Source organism: Ruegeria sp. CDSB086 (assembly GCF_059611065.1).
On sequence record NZ_JBXWOV010000008.1, the window covers coordinates 147,978 to 168,577 of the forward strand.

Annotated in this window: 21 protein-coding genes and 2 pseudogenes; 17 read left to right on the top strand and 6 right to left on the bottom strand. The window is 53.6% G+C overall.

Translation table 11 applies throughout. The annotated features are described in order from the left end of the window. The first annotated feature begins 6 nt into the window (after window positions 1-6). On the top strand, window positions 7-771 hold the full coding sequence (locus tag AC2FIO_RS17270; protein WP_496699189.1) for an amino acid ABC transporter permease: 765 nt from the start codon (window positions 7-9) through the stop codon (window positions 769-771). Here AC2FIO_RS17270 and AC2FIO_RS17275 read toward each other — a convergent pair whose 3' ends face one another. Next, the gene (locus AC2FIO_RS17275; RefSeq protein WP_496699190.1) at window positions 772-1,497 is read right to left on the bottom strand and encodes a creatininase family protein; all 726 of its coding nucleotides are present in this window, start codon (window positions 1,495-1,497) and stop codon (window positions 772-774) included. A 41-nt stretch (window positions 1,498-1,538) separates the two neighbouring features. Here AC2FIO_RS17275 and AC2FIO_RS17280 point away from each other — a divergent pair, with 41 nt between their 5' ends. Beyond that, window positions 1,539-1,883: a carboxymuconolactone decarboxylase family protein gene (locus AC2FIO_RS17280; RefSeq protein WP_282121064.1), complete on the top strand. Its 345-nt coding sequence runs from the start codon at window positions 1,539-1,541 to the stop codon at window positions 1,881-1,883. Window positions 1,884-2,003: 120 nt separating this feature from the next. Here AC2FIO_RS17280 and AC2FIO_RS17285 read toward each other — a convergent pair. After that, window positions 2,004-2,202 (bottom strand): annotated as a pseudogene (locus AC2FIO_RS17285) (IS5/IS1182 family transposase); the annotation flags it as partial. Here AC2FIO_RS17285 and AC2FIO_RS17290 point away from each other — a divergent pair. Then, entirely contained in the window at window positions 2,195-2,344 is a 150-nt protein-coding gene (locus AC2FIO_RS17290) for a hypothetical protein (RefSeq protein ID WP_282170433.1), read from the top strand. The pseudogene AC2FIO_RS17285 and the gene AC2FIO_RS17290 overlap by 8 nt on opposite strands. Before the next feature lie 387 nt (window positions 2,345-2,731). On the opposite strand, the gene AC2FIO_RS17295 is transcribed toward AC2FIO_RS17290, so the two are convergent. Further along, window positions 2,732-3,607: a LysR substrate-binding domain-containing protein gene (locus AC2FIO_RS17295; protein WP_282170313.1), complete on the bottom strand. Its 876-nt coding sequence runs from the start codon at window positions 3,605-3,607 to the stop codon at window positions 2,732-2,734. Window positions 3,608-3,728: 121 nt separating this feature from the next. Here AC2FIO_RS17295 and AC2FIO_RS17300 point away from each other — a divergent pair, with 121 nt between their 5' ends. The 3 genes from AC2FIO_RS17300 to AC2FIO_RS17310 all read left to right on the top strand — a co-directional run bounded on the left by AC2FIO_RS17300 (window position 3,729) and on the right by AC2FIO_RS17310 (window position 6,289). After that, the gene (locus AC2FIO_RS17300; protein WP_496699192.1) at window positions 3,729-4,478 is read left to right on the top strand and encodes an SDR family oxidoreductase; all 750 of its coding nucleotides are present in this window, start codon (window positions 3,729-3,731) and stop codon (window positions 4,476-4,478) included. Between the two features lie 17 nt (window positions 4,479-4,495). Then, the gene (locus AC2FIO_RS17305; RefSeq protein ID WP_282170311.1) at window positions 4,496-4,885 is read left to right on the top strand and encodes an ectoine synthase; all 390 of its coding nucleotides are present in this window, start codon (window positions 4,496-4,498) and stop codon (window positions 4,883-4,885) included. Window positions 4,886-5,062: 177 nt separating this feature from the next. Beyond that, complete coding sequence (locus AC2FIO_RS17310; RefSeq protein WP_282170310.1) at window positions 5,063-6,289, top strand: RidA family protein; 1,227 nt, start codon at window positions 5,063-5,065, stop codon at window positions 6,287-6,289. 471 nt (window positions 6,290-6,760) lie between these two features. Here the strand turns inward: AC2FIO_RS17310 and AC2FIO_RS17315 are convergent, their stop codons facing one another. Beyond that, window positions 6,761-7,327, bottom strand: a complete 567-nt coding sequence (locus AC2FIO_RS17315; RefSeq protein ID WP_282170309.1) for a recombinase family protein — start codon at window positions 7,325-7,327, stop codon at window positions 6,761-6,763. Between the two features lie 144 nt (window positions 7,328-7,471). Between AC2FIO_RS17315 and AC2FIO_RS17320 the strand changes: the two genes are divergently transcribed. From AC2FIO_RS17320 to AC2FIO_RS17350, 7 genes and pseudogenes are all read left to right on the top strand, one after another. Continuing rightward, window positions 7,472-8,896, top strand: a complete 1,425-nt coding sequence (locus AC2FIO_RS17320; protein WP_282170308.1) for an NCS1 family nucleobase:cation symporter-1 — start codon at window positions 7,472-7,474, stop codon at window positions 8,894-8,896. Between the two features lie 24 nt (window positions 8,897-8,920). Then, the gene (locus AC2FIO_RS17325; protein ID WP_496699193.1) at window positions 8,921-9,049 is read left to right on the top strand and encodes a hypothetical protein; all 129 of its coding nucleotides are present in this window, start codon (window positions 8,921-8,923) and stop codon (window positions 9,047-9,049) included. A 65-nt stretch (window positions 9,050-9,114) separates the two neighbouring features. Continuing rightward, complete coding sequence (locus AC2FIO_RS17330) at window positions 9,115-10,548, top strand: NCS1 family nucleobase:cation symporter-1 (RefSeq protein ID WP_496699195.1); 1,434 nt, start codon at window positions 9,115-9,117, stop codon at window positions 10,546-10,548. A gap of 65 nt (window positions 10,549-10,613) precedes the next feature. Then, window positions 10,614-10,925: pseudogene (locus tag AC2FIO_RS17335) on the top strand (DDE-type integrase/transposase/recombinase); the annotation flags it as partial. A gap of 192 nt (window positions 10,926-11,117) precedes the next feature. Then, complete coding sequence (locus tag AC2FIO_RS17340; RefSeq protein WP_496699196.1) at window positions 11,118-11,942, top strand: ABC transporter substrate-binding protein; 825 nt, start codon at window positions 11,118-11,120, stop codon at window positions 11,940-11,942. After that, window positions 11,943-12,803, top strand: a complete 861-nt coding sequence (locus tag AC2FIO_RS17345; protein ID WP_282121066.1) for an amino acid ABC transporter permease — start codon at window positions 11,943-11,945, stop codon at window positions 12,801-12,803. Next, window positions 12,800-13,531 (top strand): amino acid ABC transporter ATP-binding protein, encoded by a 732-nt coding sequence (locus AC2FIO_RS17350; protein WP_282121067.1) that lies wholly within the window; start codon window positions 12,800-12,802, stop codon window positions 13,529-13,531. Before AC2FIO_RS17345 ends, AC2FIO_RS17350 begins: the two co-directional genes overlap by 4 nt. 680 nt (window positions 13,532-14,211) lie before the next feature. Here AC2FIO_RS17350 and AC2FIO_RS17355 read toward each other — a convergent pair. Then, entirely contained in the window at window positions 14,212-14,670 is a 459-nt protein-coding gene (locus AC2FIO_RS17355; RefSeq protein ID WP_496699198.1) for a carbohydrate binding domain-containing protein, read from the bottom strand. A 6-nt stretch (window positions 14,671-14,676) separates the two neighbouring features. Beyond that, entirely contained in the window at window positions 14,677-14,940 is a 264-nt protein-coding gene (locus AC2FIO_RS17360) for a spike base protein, RCAP_Rcc01079 family (RefSeq protein WP_496699200.1), read from the bottom strand. A gap of 521 nt (window positions 14,941-15,461) precedes the next feature. On the opposite strand from AC2FIO_RS17360, the gene AC2FIO_RS17365 reads away from it, so the two are divergent. The 4 genes from AC2FIO_RS17365 to AC2FIO_RS17380 all read left to right on the top strand — a co-directional run bounded on the left by AC2FIO_RS17365 (window position 15,462) and on the right by AC2FIO_RS17380 (window position 20,308). Next, window positions 15,462-16,556, top strand: coding sequence for a hypothetical protein (locus AC2FIO_RS17365; protein ID WP_282170301.1), 1,095 nt, complete (start codon window positions 15,462-15,464; stop codon window positions 16,554-16,556). Between the two features lie 204 nt (window positions 16,557-16,760). Continuing rightward, window positions 16,761-17,843 carry a glycosyltransferase family 4 protein gene (locus AC2FIO_RS17370; RefSeq protein ID WP_432653530.1) on the top strand — a complete coding sequence of 361 codons (1,083 nt, stop codon included), beginning with the start codon at window positions 16,761-16,763 and terminating at the stop codon, window positions 17,841-17,843. Between the two features lie 331 nt (window positions 17,844-18,174). Beyond that, window positions 18,175-19,488 carry an oligosaccharide flippase family protein gene (locus AC2FIO_RS17375; RefSeq protein WP_496699202.1) on the top strand — a complete coding sequence of 438 codons (1,314 nt, stop codon included), beginning with the start codon at window positions 18,175-18,177 and terminating at the stop codon, window positions 19,486-19,488. Continuing rightward, on the top strand, window positions 19,475-20,308 hold the full coding sequence (locus tag AC2FIO_RS17380; RefSeq protein ID WP_496699203.1) for a sulfotransferase domain-containing protein: 834 nt from the start codon (window positions 19,475-19,477) through the stop codon (window positions 20,306-20,308). Before AC2FIO_RS17375 ends, AC2FIO_RS17380 begins: the two co-directional genes overlap by 14 nt. Window positions 20,309-20,600 lie beyond the last annotated feature (292 nt).

Genomic DNA, 20,600 nt, shown 5'->3' on the forward strand with positions numbered 1-20,600 from the left:
TATCACATGAAACGTACAACGCTTGTCGCTCTTTGTGCGCTTGTTATTCTCGCCGGTTGTAGTTCTTCGGGCAACTGGGGATGGTACGTCGTCAACCCCTCGACAGAAACGGGTCAGAACAACATCCGATTTCTTTTGTCGGGTTTCTGGTCGACGATCAGCCTGTCGTTGATTGCCGCCGTTCTATCAATGGCCATCGGGCTTCTGGTTGCCCTGCCGGGCATGTCTTCAAACCGATGGCTGCGGTTACCAAGCAGGGTCTACATTGAATTCATCCGCGCCATACCGCTCCTGCCGATGTTGTTCTGGGTATTTTATGGATTCCCGGTTGTTCTGAAATCAATCGGTATCAATATCAGCATAGACGCGTTCTGGGGCGCGATCATTACTCTGGCCATTTCGGATAGTGCCTTCACCGCCGAGATCTACCGCTCGGGCATCCAGTCGATTGACAAGGGTCAGACCGAAGCGGCAAAGACTGTTGGCCTGAATTACCGCCAGACGATGCTGTATGTAATCCTGCCGCAGGCGATCAAGCGGATTCTACCCCCGTTGGCGAACCAGTTCATCTATATCGTAAAGATGTCCGCCTTTGCCTCGGTGATCGGGATGCAGGAGTTGACGCGCCGTGCCAACGAGTTGGTCGTAACGGAATACCGACCGCTTGAGATCTATACGCTTTTGATCTTTGAGTATCTTGTTCTCGTCCTGATCATCAGCTTCTTCGTGCGCTGGCTGGAACGAAAAATGAGATCGGACGAAAGCCGCTGATCAATGAATAAAGTAGGCGAAATCCGCGGCGACGGCCCGCGCCGCGGCATCGACAAGTTCACGTCCGTGTTCTGGTCGGGCCAGTTCAGAGTAGGACCCGACGCGCCCATCGGGAAAGTCGCGCCGATGTTCATCGGGTGGCCCATGGCGATCACCCGCGTGGGCCGCGATGTACTCGGCAGAAAGCTTGCGCGGAGGACTCGTGTCTCCGGCCTGAACAACGCGATGGGTGGCCTGTGTAATCGCGACCTCGGATGGGGTGGCGTGCATACCCTCCCAGTCGCCGTAGTAGCCACGTCGGAGCTTGTTGACCCGGTCAAAGTCCCACCAGCTCCGAATTCGGATTGTCGCACTTACGTCGTGTGCCGCCTTCCGCAAGGGCTCAACGTTGGCACCGTGGCCGTTCAAAACATAGATCATCGAGAATCCATGATGGGCCAGCCCTTCCATAACCTCTCTCGCCAGATCGCAGTAGAGACCGGCGCTCAGCGAGACGGTGCCAGGAAAACTCATGTTGAACGGCGCAGGGGCGTAAGCCAGTTCGGGTGCCACTACCGCGCCGGCAATATCGGCCGCAGCCCAGGCGATCTCGCGCGCGCAAATGGCATCCGTACCGATCAGACCGATGGGCCCGTGCTGTTCGACAGACCCGGTCGGCAGAATAACTCCCTTTTGGGTCTTGAGGTATGTCTCGACCTCGGTCCAGGTCATCTCTTCCAATCGCATATTGCCAGCTAACAGAACCAGTCAAGAAAAGGAAAGACACGATGTCCTGGAGCGGATTTCTCACTGAAACAATGGGACGTATAGGCGTTTTGCAGAAACAGGCGCCGGGTATGTTCGAGGGGTTCAACTCGATGTCCAAAGCCGCCAAACGCAATGGCGCGCTGGATGAAAAGACCAAGGAACTGATCGCCCTGGGCATCGCAATCTCGACGCGTTGCGATAGCTGTATCGGGTTTCACACCAAATCGCTTGTCCGGCTCGGCACCACCCGCGAGGAGTTTTGCGAAGCATTGGAGATGATCGGCTATATGGGCGGCGGTCCTTCGATCGCCTTTGGCGCAAAAGCGCTGGAAGCGTTTGACGAGTTCACTGGCACCGGTGCTTAGGGGCCACACTGAGACAGCGTGTATCTTTTTCTGTCACCCGTCTGAGCTGTTGATCCACAGAACAGCACCTGCGACGGGATTTGTTGCAAACTTTGGATCATTGATCTTCATGGCGTTAGGTCATGTTGACAAATGGCGAGGCCAGAGGCGGATCGTCGGATATCGATGAATCTTAGGAAACTTTCCGCAGTCTTATCGCAGCGGGTTGCGACACGCCAGCGTTCTTAAGCTTGTTGAAGCATCGTTCGACCAGGTTGCGCAGACGATACAGTGAGCGGTCCACGCCGACGCGCATTTTCCGGATTTTCCGCATGGGTATCTATGGACATGTTAACGGCACGATCTGGATTGCTGAGGATGAGTTGGGACCATTTCTCGTTTATGAGGATGCAGTTGCCACCGAAGGTCCGTTCGAATTGATTCTTACCGAATATGCTAGGACCGAAGCCAACGGCAACTAAGCTGAGCCTGCCGCCTCGCTCCGTCATTTACGTGCCGGAGCGACACGATAAAATCTCCATCATTTTTGAGGGAGTTTGGCCAAAGAAATCACCCGGTCGAATTCAGCACCCAAGCAAGGTTGTTCCCCCTTTGAATCTCCGCAGACACCCAAGTTCAGCTAAGCGCACCACCGCACCGACTAGCGCACCACGCAGCATTAGGTAAGTTTCAGCCCTAAGTAGACTTCCAAGGACATACGTCCATACTGCAGTTGCAGCCCGCTTTCCAGGTATTCGCTACAATCGCAATAACTCGATCTTTTAGAATACATGGATCGCGGACGATCCGGACCTATGCAGAGCGCGAGCCAATGACCGCTTTCCCGGGCTTCAATTGAAACCCAGAGCTCAAATCGACATGAGCCACTTCTTGAAAATTCTCACCGTGACCCGCTCCTGATCGCCGGGGCGGCAGACGAAGTAGAGCCCACGATCCAATGGAACACGGCTTTTATCAAGGCGGATCAACCGTCCAAGTTTCAAGTCCCTTTCCGCCAAGAGATGCCTTGCTAGTGCCACGCCCTGCCCGTCAATCGCGACCTCCAAAAGAACAGCGCTGTCCACGTACTTGATGCTCTGCGCGTTGATCCGATTGGCATTCAAACCAACTTGCGCAGCCCAGCTTTCCCATCCGACGTTGAAGGCGTCGTGCAATAGCGGGAGGTCAGCCACATCCTGGGCGCGCATTGGCAATCGGGCTTTCTCAACAAGAGACGGCGCGGCCACGACAATCAATTCCTCTTGTCTTATCTGTTCATGATATAGCCTGTCCCAGCCTGGTTGCCCAAAACGCAAAGCGACATCGACCTCGGAGGATTCGAAATCCGCAAAGGTATCGTTTGTGTCCAACAACAATGCGATACCCGGATGTTCTTGCTGAAACGAGCTTAGCAACGGAACAAGCCATTTGAGCGCCAGCGATGTGGACAGCGACACCGTAATCGACTGGCGGTGATGCAATCGCTTCACCTCCATCACGCCCAGCTGCAACGCCGAAAACGCCCCACGAGTTGATTGATGCAGGCGTTCTCCGGCTTTCGTCAGTTCAACGCCATTGGGGCGGCGGTGAAAGAGCGTCACACCAAGATGCAGTTCCAGCAGCTTGATTTGCCGACTGATCGCGCCATGAGTGACGTTGAGCACATCCGCCGCCTTGGTCAGGCTGGAGTGGGTTGCGGTTTCGTCAAAGGCCTGAAGGGCACGAAGGTGTCTGAGGTTTTCCACGATGTGAGAAAATCTAACATCAATGTTCATGAAACTCGATAGGTTTACCTAATTCCAAGAAAATACACTGCTTTCAGCACAAAAATTCTCACATACTCTGCATCTAGAGAAAGGAGACACCATGCCTGAAATCAAAGTCGCGCTGATGACAGGAACGGGACAAGGCATTGGCCGGGGCTGCGCCGTTGAGATGGCGAAGGCAGGTTACAAAGTTTCGCTGATGCCTCCGTCCAATCGCTCGGTCGAACTGGCGGAAGAGCTTGGAGGCATTGGCCGCCGCGGCTCTGTTTTGGATATTGATGATCTGCAAGCGATGATCGACGACACCATGAGCAAATATGGACGAATTGATGCAATCGTCAGCAATATGGGCCACGGTGGCTCGGTGCCAGAAGCCATAAAGACGGTAGGGTTTGATCCCGACTTTGACGGGCCGCTTTTGGAACTCAGCGACGAGTTGTGGCACGAAAGCCTGGACATGTATGTGCTGAACGTCGTCAAGATTGCCCGTATCGTCACACCCTTACTGATCGCACAGGGCGGCGGTGCTTTCGTAAACATCTCGTCCATGAACACAATCGAGCCGCGAGCCCCTTATCCGATGAGCATGTTGCGCGGTGCCCTGCATAGTTTCTCAAAGCTTTGTGGGGATCGTTATGCACGGCATAACATTCGCATGAACAACCTGCTCCCCGGATTCTGCGAAAACGTAAACCTGTCTGAGCGGGCACGCCGGGAAATCCCTGCTCAGCGGCCGGCAACATTTGAGGAAATTGGGCAAGCTTGCGTGTTTCTTGCCAGCGATGGCGCCCGGTATATTAATGGCCAGAGCATACTGTCTGACGGCGGGATGAACCGGGCGGTACGATAGCAAAGAGGCGGGGAAGTATGATTGTTACAGCACTCAGTGAAACCCTTGGAACAGATCGCGATGTTTCTGGTCCGGGCTGGAACAGCAGAAGGTTATTGCTGGCGTCTGATGGAATGGGTTTTTCGCTCACGGATACGGTCATCAAAAACGGTGCCGAGCTTGAGCTTGAGTACACGCATCATTTAGAGGCGTGCTACTGTATCGAAGGAAAGGGGCAGATCAGAGCGTCAGGTGAAGAAACATGGCATTCCCTTGAACCATTTACCCTCTATGCCTTGGACCAACATGACCGACATTTGGTGCGTGCAACAGAGGCTGATCTGCGACTTGTCTGCGTCTTCAATCCGCCGCTCAGCGGGCGTGAAGTACATCGCGAAGATGGAAGCTATGCCTCAATAGCATCCTGATGAAGGTGGTGATGTTTACGTAATCCGATCGTTCACGCAGTGCGCAGCATCGGTCGACATGGGCTCAAACTGCACAATTGTGCTATCGTCACATGCGTGTTTCACAAACCACTGGCCAGACCCTCGGCCTCATGATTACTTGCGCTCTTACAGGCATCAAACAGCCAGGAGCGCCCAATGACCAGGCAATACAGCTTTCCCGAGGGACATTGGAATTGGCCAATAAAGCTGACTCACCACCACGCAGTGCGTGCGGGTGACATGATCTTTACTGGCGGGCAAGTGGATTTGGATACCCTGGGAACCGTACGCAACATCGGCGATCTGGATGCGCAGGTGCGTAATTCGATGGCCTATATGCAGGATCTTCTGACTGACCTTGGCGTGGGTTTCACCGATCTGGTGCGGTTGGTTGTCTATTACGTCGGTGACGCGAGTGATGAGGCCCGGATGCTGAACCTTCTGGTAGACATCATCGGAAATGAAGTCAAACCCGTGGTTAATCTGATCAACCTGCCTGAACTCTGCTACCCTGACATGCTGTGCGAAATTGAAGGCGTCGCCATGCGCGCGCCTGATGGCAGCACTCTGCCCCGTCAGAATTACCATCTCGATGCCCAATCACCCCTGCCTAAAGCCTTCTCGCATGTGGTGAAATGCAACGACATGATCTTTACCGGTGACATGACCGCCCGCTCCGCCGACGGATCAGTCACCCATCCCGGCGATATCGTGGCGCAAACCCGATTGATGATGGAGCGTCTCTCCCAAGCACTTCAGGCCGCAGGCGCAGGGATGCAGGATGTGGTCAAGGTCAACGCGTTCTATCTTGGCGACGGCACAGCAGAAGATTGGGAAGTTTCGGCCTGCATCCGCGCCGATTATTTCCCTAATCCCGGCCCGGCGCCCACCGGCATTCCTGTGCCGTCCTTTCCCCATGACGGGCTGACGACACGCATCGCTGCTACCGCCTGCGCCCCGGAAGCGCACCACATCCGTCATGCCTGGCCTGACGGGCACTGGAATTGGACCACTGCAATGCCTTACAAACACGGAGTCGGCTCCGGCCAATTAATCCATGTGGGCGGCCAGGTGGCACTGGATAAGCAGGCAAAGGTTCTGGAACCTGGCGACATGGTCGCCCAAACCCGTATCGCAATGGAGAATGTGGCTCGAGTATTGGATGAATTCGGCGCTACTCTGGACGATGTGGTCAAAGTCACCACCTTCTATCAAGGCAGCGCTTCGGCCGAAGCGCTACACGAAAACCTTCTGATCCGATCCAATTCCTACATCGCACCTGGCCCAGCCACGACAGGCATTCCGGTACCCAATCTGGTCTACGAAGACATGGTGATTGAGATAGAGGTGATCGCGATGCTTGAGAACGATAAGGAAGCGTGAATACACGTCAATCTTTCCTAGAAGTGGCCGGCCCCTACCGGACATTGAACACCCAGGCAAGTTATTGCGGTCGCAGCCCGCTTTAATGTCATTCGCTGCAAGCGCATAATTTACCTACTAACAAATTTAGACATCGCGGGATTTTGCCGCCGATTCATTTCGGGTGCTTGCTGACGCAGTATCCGCGCGTAGTTGCGGTATTTTTGTTTTTGCGGCGCAGCGCGTGTCGTCGATCTGGTCATTCGCAGATGTCGAATTGAACGGAAACGAAACGGCAAATTCAACGCAGCCTGGTCAGAAAAGTAAGACACGTAACCAAACGAGAATTCGCCGCGCTTGTGCTAATGGCTGTCTGTGGAAAAAATGATCGTTATCATTCCTGGCTAATTTGGCTGTTCCCTTGGAGACGGATTGTGGTCAACTGTCTCTCGACTTCGTCATCAAATTATCAGTGAAAAATTGAAATAAAAGTTAACCCGTTTCAGGCAGCATGTTCTTAAGTCGCGAAATTGTTGATCTGCTTACGCCCAGCATCCTTCCGATTTCTGCGGCAGTTTTGCCCATAGACAGCAGGGAAAGTGCCTCTTCGCGCTCCGTTGCAGTCAGTTTCTTGGGACGCCCTTTGCTCAGGCCGAAGGATCTGGGTCGGTCTTCGACAGTACGGCTTTCCAGATCGGCCAGCCCGAGTTCATAGTCGATGACGCCGGACAACACATCCAGAACTGTTTCCGCCCGTCCGCCTTCAGTGTTGATCCAAGGCTCGGACATAGATCGGAAAGCAGCTCCCTTTTCATGAACTTGCCGCAACAGGTTGACCAGTTCAGCGATGGAGTCCGCAATCGCAGATAGGCGCGAAACCACGATTACATCACCAGCGGACACATCCGCCAGAAAAGTTTCCAGTGTTTCTCCCCGGTCATTGCCGTCTTGTGTGGTATCACTCCAGATACGATCACATCCCTGGCGCTTCAGCTCGCTTAGTTGAACTTCACTTCGATACCATTTCGATGATACCCGCGCATATCCGATTTTTACCATTCTAAATCAATCTCGTAGAATTGGTTCCACAGTAAGTTCTTGACTTATGCACGCAATTATGAACGTTTATTTGCACGCAGTTCTGCACGAATATAGCGCTGAACCTGTGCAATGACAATCGCCTTAGCGAGTGACCGGGACTCAATGCAGCATTCTTTTACAGAAGCGCCCAGAGATGCCAGCCTTTACAATGAGGATCTGGCACCGGTGCCTGTTGGAAAGCGCGATTGGGGTTGGTTTGAGTTGTTCAATGTCTGGGCCAATGATGTGCAATCACTGTTCGGATACACATTGGCCGCCTCACTGTTTCTGACTTATGGGCTGAACGGATGGACTGTGTTTGCGGGCATTGTTTTGGCCGGGTTCATCGTCATGGGACTGGTCAACCTGATCGGCAAGCCGAGTGTCAGATACGGCATTCCTTTCCCGGTCATGGCCCGCGCAAGTATGGGTGTGCGAGGGGCAAACTTCCCAGCTTTAATCCGCGCCGTGGTGGCAATCTTCTGGTATGGTGTTCAGACCTATTTCGCTTCAACCGCACTTGCACTTGCCATGGTCGCGTTGATCGGCACTCAGGGACCACCCGTCTTTCTTGGCCTCAGTGCTATTGAATGGATTGCCTTTCTGGCGGTTTGGTCCTTTCAGATTGCCCTGTTCTGGAACGGGATAGATCCGATTGTGGGTTTCCTCAATTTTGCAGGGCCATTCGTTTATGCAGTGATGGTGGCGCTGGCCGTCATGATCTGGATTGAGGCTGGTAACGACCTGTGGCGCGAGCTTGGAACCATCTTTCGTGGAACCGGCAGTTATCAAGGCAGTCAGTTAGGTGCATTTGCGGCGGTGGTCGGAACGATGATCGCCTATTTTTCGGCTGTGGTGATCAATTTCGGTGATTTTTCGCGCTTCGTGCGCTCGGAACATGAAATGCGCAAAGGCAACCTGCTAGGCTTGCCGATCAATATCGCATTCTTTTCTCTGATTGCTCTGATCGTCACAGCAGGAACCGTCGCGATCTGGGGCGAAGCGCTGACCAATCCCACGGCAATCATCGCGCGGATCGATTCTTTACCGTTGACGCTCTTGGCTGCGGCAACCTTCTTCGCCGCCACAGTTGGGATCAACCTTGTGGCAAACTTTATCCCACCTGCTTATGACCTTGCCAACCTGATGCCCAGCCGGATTAACTTCCGGGTCGCCGGCATCATCACTTCGGCCTATGCGCTGGTGATAGGCGGTTTATGGGTTTCGACCATCAGCCAGATCGGCATTCTGGGTTTTGTGAATACGCTTGGGGCCGTTCTGGCCCCAGTCTACGGCATCATCATCACCGATTTTTATCTGGTGAAATCTGGCAATCTGGATGTTGATCAGCTGTTCTCGGCTGCGCGGGATGGTCCTTACTTTTACAGCAATGGCTGGAACATGGCGGCAATCGTGTCATTCATCCTTCCGGCCATATTTTCCGTTCTCACAGTCTGGGTCCCAATGCTGAGCACACTTTCGGGCTTTGCATGGGTGATCGGCGCAGGATTCGGAGGTGTGTTCTACTGGGCAATTGCAAAGCGTTGACTGGCTGAGACTTTAGCCAATTCGATGCCCGAGGGCAGAGAAGCCGATCACCGCTACGCGTGGTCGGACAGGGAAGGTTTGTCCCGGACAAAAGCTGAAATGGGATTGAACGTCGCAACCCTGCGACTGCAACGGTTCGGGTGGGATGCCTGAAGCGAAGGGCGACTTTTGTCGCAAACTCCGGGGGGCTTACCCCCGTATCAAAACGGGAGGAAATAATGGTAACTACAGCAACCTCTGTCGAAAGCGCAGGTACAACAGATCCGGAAGGCGATACGCTTAATCCGGTATCGCCCAATGAAAAAACATGGGGCGCATTTGCGATCTTCAACATCTGGGCCAACGATGTTCAATCATTGTTTGGGTATTCACTTGTCGCGTCGCTGTTCATTTCATACGGCGTTGGCGGTTGGACCGCCTTTCTGGCGCTTATTGTGGCCGGGCTGTTCGTCATGTGGATGGTGAATCTGTCTGGTGCACCAGGCGAGAAATACGGCATTCCCTACCCGGTTCTGGCGCGCGCCAGTATGGGTACGGCTGGGTCCAAGCTCCCGGCGGTGTTAAGGGCCACAGTCGCGGTGTTCTGGTACGGCGTTCAGGTCTATTTCGCCTCAACCGCCCTGTCACTTCTGATCCGTTCGATCACCGGCGCGGATGGCGGGGCCGAGATGCTAGGCCTGACTGGTATCGACTGGTTCGCCTTCTTCATCGTCTGGGTGTTTCACATCGTCATTTTCTGGCGCGGTATGGGCTGGGTCGAAACGTTCCTCAACTTCGCTGGGCCTTTCGTTTATGCGGTAATGATCGGCCTTGTGATTGTTCTCTGGCAGCGCTCAGACGGGCAGCTTCTGAGCGCAACGGCAACGATCTTCGCCAATCCCGAAGGCACGTTCGGATCTGAGGTCAAAGGCTTTATCGCGATCTTCGGCACCATGGTTGCCTACTTCTCGGCTGTGATGATCAACTTCTCGGACTTCTCGCGCTATTCACGAGACAAGGCATCTATGAAGGCGGGTAATCTAGCTGGTTTGCCGTTGAACATGATCCTGTTCTCGGCCTTGGCGCTGCTGACAACCGGTGGTGCAGCCGTAGTCTTCGGTGAGGAGATCATCAACCCGACCGAGATCGTTGAAAAAACCGATAGCGTTCTGCTGGGCATTATCGCCGCCATCACTTTCTTCGCCGCTACGGTAGGTATCAATCTTGTCGCGAACTTCATCCCTGCGGTGAACGGCATCGCCAACCTTGCACCTGGGAAAATCAGCTTCCGTCAGGCAGGCCTGGCCACATCAGTCTTTGCACTGGTCATCGGTGGCCTGTGGACGGCCATAATCTCGAATATCGGCATCGCTGGGTTCGTGAATACACTGGGTGCAACACTGGCTCCGATCTTCGGAATCATGATTGTCGACTATTACATGATCCGCAAAGAAGAGCTGAACAGGGATGACCTCTACAACATGCAAGGGGGCGAGTACCACTATGGCAATGGCTGGAACGACTCGGCTCTGATTGCCTTCGGCGTCGCCTCGGTGTTTTCGGTCGCCACGGTCTGGGTCCCGGCCCTTGGCATACTGTCAGGCTACGCCTGGATCATCGGTGCAATCCTTGGCGGCGTTATCTATAAAGCCATGGCAAAGAAGAATGCTTAAGCATTTGGTAAGAGGTGGTGGGCAGTGCGCTGCCCGCCACAACATCCCCTGAAAGTATTTTTTATCGCTTACTCGTTACAGACAAGCTTCGGTCTTACGCCGCCGCAATAGCTGAGATTGCACCGGGGATCGAGCATCGCCAGAACAAGGGCTTGAACAACCGAGCCGAAGCCTCGCATCAACACACCCGCCAGCAGGAGAAGATCATGGGGCGGTTCAAGTCACCCGGACAGGCGCAGAGATTTCTGGCGCCTCATGACCAAATCGCCGCATTGTTCCGCCCAAAATGCCACCGCCTTTCTGCCAGTTCTTATCGTCACGCCCGAGCTGATGCTTTTGATATTTGGCAAAATTACACGCGCGAACTGAACCCCTGAACGCCACTCAGATAGCCCTGTGCTGCAAACCACGAACAACCTGACAAAGCCGCTGCGACATATTTGTGTTGGTTCTATTGCAAAGGTCCTGACGAACGAAGAAAACCCGACATCACACTGCGGGATCAAACACCTAGACAAATCCCCCTGCGCATAAGAACCTGTGACCAAACAAAAACAGGGAGAAGATTGATGAAACTGATTGCTGGCCCAGTTCTGGCCTTACTTTTCTCGACGACCTCAGTGCTTGCTGCGGGCGATGGGACCTGCGCCAAAGGCAAGACCCTGACAGAAGGCACCCTGACAATCGCAACAGGTAATCCGGCCTACTATCCTTGGGTTATGAATGACGCGCCCGAAAGCGGCGAAGGATTCGAAGCCGCCGTTGCTTATGCAATCGCCGAAAAAATGGGCTTCGACCAGAACAATGTCACCTGGGTTCGTACAAGTTTTGACGAGGCGATTCAGCCCGGCGCTAAGAACTTTGACTTCAACATGCAGCAGTACTCGATCACTCCCGAACGGGAAGAAATGGTTGATTTCAGCCTGCCCTATTACACCTCGGCCATGGCGGTTCTGACCACCCAGAACGTTGTCGATTCCGGCGCAGAAGCGACGTTGGACGGCCTCAAGGAATTGAAGTGGGGCGCTGTGGCCACGACGACAGCGATCCCGATGCTTAACGACGTGATCCAGCCGTCTAGTGAACCGCTGCTTTACAACGACAATGCTGATGTGAATGCGGCCATCATGGCTGGCCAGATCGATGCCGCAATTTATGACCTGCCTACGGCACTCTATCTGTCGGCTGTCGTGGTCGAAAACGGTGCTTTGCTTGGTCAGTTCCCTGCGGGGCAATCCGAAAGTCCTGATCAGTTCGGCGTTTTGATGGAAGAGGGCAATGCGTTGAAGGACTGCGTCAACACGGCCATCACAGAACTGACCGAAAGCGGCGAGCTTGCCGCGATTGAAACCCAATGGCTGTCCGAGGCTACAGGTGTACCGGTCATCGAATAGATGGAAGAAACGTCATTGCAAAAAGACTCGGTTGAGCGCCCTGCCGCGACGCCCACGCGTCGCGAGGTTTATGAAGCTGAGGTACGGCGTCGCTCAAATCGCATCGCGCTGATTTCAGTGGTCAGCGTGGCTCTTGCCATCGTCGTCCTCGTCCCGCTCGCCCCCGGTTGGGAGGCCGTACAACGCTCGTTTTTTAACGGCCGGGTCTTCGCCGAGACGTTTCCCGGATTGCTCGAAGCCTTTCTGATGAACGTGATGATATTCGCGTGGTCTGCACCGCTTATCGCGATCACGGGTCTGGTTATCGCGCTGTGTCGGGACACGCGCGCACCAGCACTTTTTCCGCTGCGGCTGTTCGGCATTGCATATACGGACATCTTCCGTGGCCTGCCAGTGGTTCTTGTTATTTACATTATTGGCTTTGGCGTGCCCGGGTTGGGCCTGCCGAGGCCCTGGAACAGCCCCTACATTTGGGGCACGCTGGCGCTGGTTTTGGTCTATTCGGCCTATGTGGCCGAAGTGATCCGCTCGGGCATTGACTCTATCCATCAGTCGCAGCGATCCGCCGCGGCCTCGCTGGGGCTAAGTGATCAGGACGCCATGCGCTATGTGGTCCTGCCGCAGGCCATACGAAACGTCGTTCCTGCAAATATGAACCTGTTCATCGCTTTGCAGAAGGACGTGGCGCTTTTGTCCTTTATCGGCCCGGTTGAGATTTTCCGTCAGGCTGGTGTTTACAAATCGCTCTATGCCAATTTTACGCCTTATGTGGGCGCAGCGCTTATCTTTCTTGCGCTGACCATACCAGCAACGCGGTATGCGGACTACCTTATGAACAAGCAGAACAGGGCCCGTACATGACAGCGAAGTTATCCTTGCGCGGGGTGCGGAAACGGTTCGATGATCACGAGGTGTGCAAGGGCATTGACCTGGATGTAGCTGAGGGCGAGATGGTGTGCCTGATTGGCGCCTCAGGCTCTGGCAAATCCACACTCTTGCGCTGCATGAACCTGCTTGAACCCATCGATGACGGCGAGATCTGGCTGGACGGGAAAGACATCTCTGAACCGGGACTGGACCCACAGCCGGTGCGTCAACAGATCGGCATAGTCTTCCAAAGCTACAACCTCTTTCCTCACATGACAGCGGCAGAGAACGTAATGCTCGCGCCACGTCGTGTACGCGGGCTGAGCAGAGACGACCTGCGCCCGCGGGTGACCCAGCTTTTCACGCGCTTTGGGTTGGGCGACCGGATGGAGCACTATCCAGACCAGCTATCGGGCGGCCAGCAGCAGCGAGTGGCTATCATCCGTGCGCTGGCGATGGAACCGCAGATCATGCTGTTTGACGAGATTACAAGCGCACTGGATCCCGAACTGGTAGGCGAGGTTCTGGACGTGCTGAGGGACCTGCGAAAGCAGGGTATGACCATGGTACTAGCCACCCACGAAATGGGTTTTGCACGTGAGCTGGCAGACAAAGTGTGTTTCCTTGATGCCGGACGCATCCTGGAACAGGGCCCGCCCGAGGTGCTCTTTTCCCAACCACACGAACCACGCACCAAGGCATTCCTTTCACGCGTGCTGTGATGCCCAAACGGGTTCTGTTGCGAAGTACTAACTGACCACAGCGATAGCTTAGTACCGGCGAGTTAAGCGGCCAACTCCGCGAACTGTTTGAAAGGACAGGTTTCGGATCATGTCGACCATCTCGATCTGGATTGGGTATCCAAGGCCCCTCAGCATCTTGTTTGTGGAATTGGTGCCAGCTGTGTTGGTACTGCTTTTGTCGACAACAAATTTGCGTGGTAGGCCGTTCATATCTAAGGAGCGGGAGAAGAACTTCGTCGCGATGGCCTTGTTCCGGCGCTTTGACGGCATGAAGTCACCAGTCTTACCGTTTTGCTGATGGCCCGATAAAGGCAAAGGGCATTGTCCACTCAAAAGGTGAAACGATACTGGCCTTTTACAGCACCGCGAAATTTACGAACACAAATTGTGGACAACTTCCAAAAATAAAGGGCCCGACCACATGGGTCGGGCGACTGCAGGTCTGTCAGGACTTGGTTCACAATGGACGTAGGCGAACCAGCCTAGGGTCACAATACGCATCGACACTGTAGCCTTATCTGCTGGCAGCAGGGTTAGATCTTGCGTACCAGGCCGGGGCGATCTAGCAAAAACCCTTGGACATCGGTAACCCACCGTCTGTGGTTGTGATTTTCATCGTCGTGGCGCTAGCCGCCTATTTGTTGTCAGTGCTGACGTGACTAGACCGGCTCAATCTTGATGTTGTCCAGCCAGTAGTCGCCAAGCCCCCGAGTGTTGTTGAACAGCAGGACGTCATCTTCCGCGCGTGCGGTAAAATTTGCCTCAAAAGTACCGGATTGCCCGGCCTCGACACTGAGAACGACGAGGGAACCGGTTGTGCTGACAGTGTTGTTGATACGAGCTGTGACGGTTCCATTGCTAGCGGATGCGTCGATATCAGCGGTTAACCGGTATTGCTGACCCTGTACCAGAGCGCTGACGTCCTGAGAAACCCTGATTGCCGCCGCCCCAGCAATGACACGCAGTCTTCCGGCTTCTATTGCAAGTGTAGTTGAACTGAATGGTGCCCAGCCAGTTGTTTCCGCTTCGAAGCTGCCGTTAGCCACCAGATTCAGTGACGCGGTGCCATACCGCGACCGCGCGGCCAGTGATGTGATTGAAAGCCCTAGACTGATCATATCAGATCACCAGAGAGCCAAAATGCTGCTTGCTGAGTTACCGGTCGCGTGAATCCGAGTAAACCGCCCAGGCAGAAGAGTACCACTTGGGACGTTTTCATAGACTTCCGTCTCACCAAAAATCGTGGTTGCTGTGATATTGCCGCCATTTCCGACCCACAGCGCCCGAGTAACGTTGGGGAGATCAACGGTATCGCTTGGGAAGACTGCGGCGTGATGTTCCTGAGGGCTATCCAGACCGGCGCGGAGATCTGCGAAATCGTCTGCCATTAGTTTTCTCCTTGGATGATTTGTGCGCCCGACCCGATGGGCTAATCTTCATTTCGAATGCGTAAGTTACTTCACGCACTTTGCAAAAAGTGTTTCCACCGCGTCCCCGCAGCTCAGAAATTCTTTACGATCCTGCGCCTACAAGATTTCAACGTGGCCGCCAGTGAACCAACCTCCAAAGAGTACGACCTAGCGTTTCCTCTTGAAGATAGTCCTGGCCTCGATATCCAGTTTTGTTTTGTGTCATACCTGCGGGCTTCCCCCGCGAAAGCAGGTTTGATGACGTTTCGGAACATGGCGTGTTCTTTTTAAGTTTGACAGCGATGTTCACAGTAAGACGTTTTCCTGTGAAACCTAGATTCCGCCGCTTGGTACGCCCTAACACCGGAAGCGCTTTGCCGAAACTTGCCAAGTGTCATTCAGGCTGATAGTGCGAGGCCGAACCAGCGTTGTTGGTTAGTAAAAATATGCAATTAGGCTAGGTATAATAGTTGTCTTTCGGGTTAATGGCCTTTGGCTACATGTCCGCCCTAGTCGCGTATTTGGTGGCCCAAAATTATGTCGTGAGCGCCAGACTTCTCCTCATTGTCCTCGCCGCACTTATGGTCCAGTTGCTTGCGGCAGCCGGTATTTTCATTGGCCCCGTGGCGGACACGATTGCATACGTTGACACAGTTAACTCGTGTCAATTCAACATTTTGCTGTGCGGTGATCGAGTTCATACATACATTTTAGGTTTCATGAGCACGTTCCTGGGGCCGTTATGGCCAGTCTTGCTCGGATGGTTTGCTTTTAAGTTACACAAGAAGTGCTTTGATATGGCCGGGGCGTTCAGGACGAATATCTTTTTCATGATCGCATTGACGTATACCGCTTACCAAACAGCAAGCGGTATGGGCGAGTGGACCTACTGCATTTTGGCGATCTACATCGCTTTCATTTCCATGAAACCGCCATCTTTCCTTCAGTCGCCCGCAAAATCAGTTAGATCGTCTTTGCTTGCGGTGGTCGCGTTCTTTACACTTGTGTTGGCGCACCCCGGTAACCTTTTTGTAGCATCAGTTTTCTTACGCAATCTCAAATTAATTCTGATTGCTTTGCTTTCTGCCGCCTTGCTGTTTTTTGTTTATTGGGACCTATTTGCTGCGTCTGTCTCCAAAGCCTACATTTTTTCAGGGCCTGATGCCGCGTTGTCAGCTGTTGAATCAAAGCTCCGAATTGCAACGGAAAGGGGCGATACCTCTTACGCAGGGTGGCTGCTTGTAAGTGGATTTCCATATGAAGCGAATGGCGTGGCTCTTGCGGTACTACAATTCACATTCCCGTTCTTTGCGCCCGACGCGGGCGCGATTTCGCTAGCAATAGGTGCAATCAGCGCACTCTTTTCAGTGTTGTGCGTTTTCTTGTGTTGGAAGTTGAGGTTAGCGCCCTTCTTTGTGGCGATCTCTGCCATTTTGATTTGCCACGTCGTGTTTGGCATCTCGTCATATACGCCAGGTGTCGGTTTACGCCACAAAGTCCCATTGTTCGTTTTCTTGCTGGCCGTTCACTATTACACTGAACGTCCTGTGTCAGACAGAAAACCCAGTCGCAACTTTCATCCGATACCAATCTAAACCGCGCCACACGACCTGTTTGGCTTGAGGTACGCAAAGATCCCGCCAAACAGGCCTTGACCACAACCTATTCACAAGAAAAAACAGGAACGGATTCTACACCCAAGCTGCCCGTACAAGGGACCGGGTCAGATTAAACTTTGGGATTTCAACTCATTGAATAATAATAAGAAAATTGCAATAGGCGCAAATACATCGCATTACGTGTGGCAAGCACGCAGAAATCTAATTCGGGCAATCCAGAAAGAGGGTCATGACGTTGTCATCGTGGCACCAAAGGATGAATACACCGCGTCGCTGATGAAAATGGGTGCTTCCCATATAGACGTGCCTATGAAAATGAACAAGAATCCAGTGTCGGATTACATTCTTTACCGTCGATTTAGGGAGGCATTGCAGCAAGTTAGCCCAGATGTATACCTTGGCTATACGATCAAACCGAACATCTATGGCTCACTCGCTGCGCACCGGCTGGGCATTCCCACGATCAACAACATTGCGGGACTGGGTACGGTCTTTGTGTCAGACAATTTAGTGACACGAGTCGCCAAGGGCCTCTATCAAATGGCTTTAAAGCAAGCGGCTATGGTTTTTTTCCAAAACCCAGACGATCGCGAGCTGTTTATCAGCAACGGCGTCGTCCGGCACGATAAGCACGACCTATTGCCTGGCTCTGGCGTTGATTTAACGAAATTCGCCTACACTCCGCTACCTGAGGCAGGGCGTGGCGCACCTTTGCGCTTTGTGCTTATCGCGCGAATGTTGTGGGACAAGGGTGTGGGCGAGTTCGTGGAAGCCGCACGCGCTATCCGCCACCACCATGGCGATGTGCGCTTTTGCCTGCTGGGTTCTCTCGACAACGACAATCCGGCTGCTATTTCGCGCGCGCAGATGGATGACTGGGTACATGCAGGTGACATCGAATATTTGGGCTATTCGGACAACGTAGTTCAGGAAATCGTGGACTCGGACTGCATCGTGCTGCCCTCGGCTTATCCCGAGGGCACGCCACGCACCCTGCTCGAGGCCGCGTCTGTCGGTCGGCCGATTGTCACTACCGATGCCCCCGGTTGCCGCGAGACCGTGGATGATGGCGTCAATGGCTTCATTTGCGGTTTGCGTGATGCAGCGGACCTTCAGAACAAAATGGAGCGCGTGATTGAACTTTCGCCTCAGGCTCGCAGCGCGATGGGTCGCGCAGGGCGCTCCAAGATGGAGAACGAGTTCGACGAGAGCATAGTCATCGGCAAATACGTCCAGGAAATCCGAACGTTGTGTGGGACATGACACCTATCGACGTAGCGGCGCAGAAAACAAGGTAGCTCCGCAGAATATGGCGGCCAGAGATACATCATTGAAGCATTGCCCCGAGGCTCCAAACGCGGATCTCCACAACATTCACGACTAGACTTGGCCCCGCTGTGGGCAATCAAATTGTGGCCGTCCCTTCGTTCATTTTTTTTTCGGAGCGGCGGAAATACCTCAGCGGGCAAGCATTCCTGCAAACCTGTCGCTTCATAATAGAGGCTTTTGGAACACTCCGTTAGAACCGGCATCGCCGGCCCGGAATAACGTCAGGAGGGCAACGTATTGAGACTGTCACTCAAGAGGCAAAAATATGATCCGTGGTATTCTGAGTAAAAGCCTTGGGACTGGGGGCTTAAAGGTCTCACAGGCGCTGATGGGTGTCCTTGTAACTATTGTCATGACCCGGATTCTTGGTCTTGCTCAGTTTGGTCTTTTCTCTTTCGGTCTGGCCGTGGCTACCGGGCTTGCGATTCCGACGAAAAACGGCGTAACAGAGCTTGTCGTGCGCGAGGTTTCCCGAGCGGCTGCCGCAAACGATCCAGCAAAACTGCATGGCGTTTTACGTTGGGTTCTCCTTTTCAGCGCGTTCTATTGCGCCGTGGTCGGTGGAATCGTTGCGTTCGTCGCCATAACGTTCTTCCCGGCCAGTGATCTCGCGTTTTCAATTGCCATTTCAACACTGCTGTTGCCCGGGTTCTCCTTGATTGGAAACTGGTCCGGCGGTTTGCGCGGCTTGGGAAAGCCAGTGGCAGCGCTTTTTCCCGATACGGTGCTGCGTCCGGTCATTCTGATCATAATTTCACTCATCCTCAACGTATTGCTACCCGGAGCGATGACGGCAACCCATGCTACCTTAGCAATGGTTGCAGCAGTGTCTTTGTCAGCTGCGCTTAATCATTACCTATTTTGGCACAAAGTTCCTGCCGCGCTTGCTGCTACTGGGAACGCGAAGATTGAACATCGTGCGTGGCTACGATCTGCCCTACCATTTACTGCTATCGGCGGCGTGCAAGTAGCGACAAGGCAGGCAGATCTGATCCTACTTGGGCTCTTGGTCGGGGAAACGGCGGTTGGCATCTATCGAATAGCCCTGCAAGGTGCAATGCTGGTGGCTTTTGGATCGCAGGCGGTGAATGTTGTGCTGGCCCCGCGTATGGCGCAGCTGCGCGAAGGTCGAAACCAGGACGAGTTAGTCGTCCTACTGCGTACCAGCATCGTATTGTCGCTTTGCGTGGCGGTGCCAGGGCTGCTGATTTATGCGGCCTTTGGCGAACAGATATTAGCCTTACTCTTTGGAACAGATGCCGTTGCTGCACTTATCCCCCTGTTGATCCTTTCGGCCGGCAATACTTTGGCTATGCTAAACGGCGCCGTCATCCCCCTGCTCAATATGACTGGCAACGAGAATCGTACTCTCATGTCGTTTGCACTGGCATTGGCGTCTACCATCGTGCTGAATTTGGCACTCATTCCGTTCTATGGGACGAACGGCGCTGCCATGGCCGCATTCCTGGCCATCGTTGTCTCAAGTCTTGCACTGCGGCACGCAGCGATCACTAGTCTTGCGATTGATCCGCCTACCACTCTTTTCAGACAAAGGGTTCCTGAAAATGATCACGCCTAAAAACCCAAAACCTACTGCGCTTGTGGTGGGTCCGATGAAATGTGGCACAAGCTGGATACACGAGTATTTCGAAAGTCGCAGGGACATCTGTCTTCCAAGTGGCGTCAAAGAGACGTTTTACTACGACAGGTACCATCACCGTGGGTTGGCATGGTATGAAAGACACTTTAGGCATTTCGCCCCCGACCAAAATGTCGCAATCATCGAAGTGGGTCCTTCGCTCTTTCATGCCTCCGGCACCGCCGCCCCGAAGATTTTCGAAGAATTAGGCGATATTCCGATTGTTGTGACTCTGCGCGATCCGGTAAAGCGGGCATGGTCGCATTACCAGCATATGGCCCGTGGCTACACAAAGCTTCCCGTGCATCAAGCCGTGCAAAAGTTTCCTGAGATCATCGAAGCAAGTCGGTATTCTAAGCACCTTCCAATCTGGAAGGCGCATTTCAGCAGGGTCACCGTTCTACAACAATCAGATCTTGCCGAAGATCCTGACGGTTATGTAAAGACACTTTCGAATGGGCTAAGTTTGCCGATCAAAGACGCTGGAAATATGGCTGAGCGGCGTGTCAATGAGGCGACGGCGCCCAGATCTTATGTTCTCGCGCGTATTGGGCGTTATGGTGCTCGTGCACTACGGTTCATTGGGCTTTACTCGGTTGTAAACGCGCTCAAAAGTGCTGGCCTTAAATCGGTTTTTTTTAGTGGCGGCAAAACGGCGAAGCTGGCTGCGACCGACAGCGATTTGAATTTCCTCGAAGAGTTGCTGGCATCTGAACGGCAGTTCGTGTCTTCGTACGTCGAGGGCACGAATTTGAAGTGATGTGTCGGCCGTGCTTAAAATTGGTTCATTGCTCATTGTATCGCTTCTGAATTGGGCAATACAGTCGCCTTCGCCTGACCAGATCTCCAGAAACTGCTCCAGCGTTCTGTTGACCATTAAAGCCCGGTGAGAGGAACAGCCAAAGTCATTGCGGCATTAATATGCTTCAGAGACAAGTGGGGCAGCTGAACCAGTGTTGGGCCAATATAGCTAGAACCATGAGTTTAATGAGTGTCGGCACCAAGGCCTCAAAAACAACCCAAGCCAGCCCGTTCAGGGGTTTACCGGCAAA

Coding starts and splice junctions, on each gene's coding strand:
- AC2FIO_RS17270 (WP_496699189.1), top strand. CDS start 7: ATGAAACGTACAACGCTTGTCGCTCTTTGTGCGCTTGTTATTCTCGCC.
- AC2FIO_RS17275 (WP_496699190.1), bottom strand. CDS start 1,497: ATGCGATTGGAAGAGATGACCTGGACCGAGGTCGAGACATACCTCAAG.
- AC2FIO_RS17280 (WP_282121064.1), top strand. CDS start 1,539: ATGTCCTGGAGCGGATTTCTCACTGAAACAATGGGACGTATAGGCGTT.
- AC2FIO_RS17290 (WP_282170433.1), top strand. CDS start 2,195: ATGGGTATCTATGGACATGTTAACGGCACGATCTGGATTGCTGAGGAT.
- AC2FIO_RS17300 (WP_496699192.1), top strand. CDS start 3,729: ATGCCTGAAATCAAAGTCGCGCTGATGACAGGAACGGGACAAGGCATT.
- AC2FIO_RS17305 (WP_282170311.1), top strand. CDS start 4,496: ATGATTGTTACAGCACTCAGTGAAACCCTTGGAACAGATCGCGATGTT.
- AC2FIO_RS17310 (WP_282170310.1), top strand. CDS start 5,063: ATGACCAGGCAATACAGCTTTCCCGAGGGACATTGGAATTGGCCAATA.
- AC2FIO_RS17315 (WP_282170309.1), bottom strand. CDS start 7,327: ATGGTAAAAATCGGATATGCGCGGGTATCATCGAAATGGTATCGAAGT.
- AC2FIO_RS17320 (WP_282170308.1), top strand. CDS start 7,472: ATGCAGCATTCTTTTACAGAAGCGCCCAGAGATGCCAGCCTTTACAAT.
- AC2FIO_RS17325 (WP_496699193.1), top strand. CDS start 8,921: ATGCCCGAGGGCAGAGAAGCCGATCACCGCTACGCGTGGTCGGACAGG.
- AC2FIO_RS17330 (WP_496699195.1), top strand. CDS start 9,115: ATGGTAACTACAGCAACCTCTGTCGAAAGCGCAGGTACAACAGATCCG.
- AC2FIO_RS17340 (WP_496699196.1), top strand. CDS start 11,118: ATGAAACTGATTGCTGGCCCAGTTCTGGCCTTACTTTTCTCGACGACC.
- AC2FIO_RS17345 (WP_282121066.1), top strand. CDS start 11,943: ATGGAAGAAACGTCATTGCAAAAAGACTCGGTTGAGCGCCCTGCCGCG.
- AC2FIO_RS17350 (WP_282121067.1), top strand. CDS start 12,800: ATGACAGCGAAGTTATCCTTGCGCGGGGTGCGGAAACGGTTCGATGAT.
- AC2FIO_RS17355 (WP_496699198.1), bottom strand. CDS start 14,670: ATGATCAGTCTAGGGCTTTCAATCACATCACTGGCCGCGCGGTCGCGG.
- AC2FIO_RS17360 (WP_496699200.1), bottom strand. CDS start 14,940: ATGGCAGACGATTTCGCAGATCTCCGCGCCGGTCTGGATAGCCCTCAG.
- AC2FIO_RS17365 (WP_282170301.1), top strand. CDS start 15,462: ATGTCCGCCCTAGTCGCGTATTTGGTGGCCCAAAATTATGTCGTGAGC.
- AC2FIO_RS17375 (WP_496699202.1), top strand. CDS start 18,175: ATGATCCGTGGTATTCTGAGTAAAAGCCTTGGGACTGGGGGCTTAAAG.
- AC2FIO_RS17380 (WP_496699203.1), top strand. CDS start 19,475: ATGATCACGCCTAAAAACCCAAAACCTACTGCGCTTGTGGTGGGTCCG.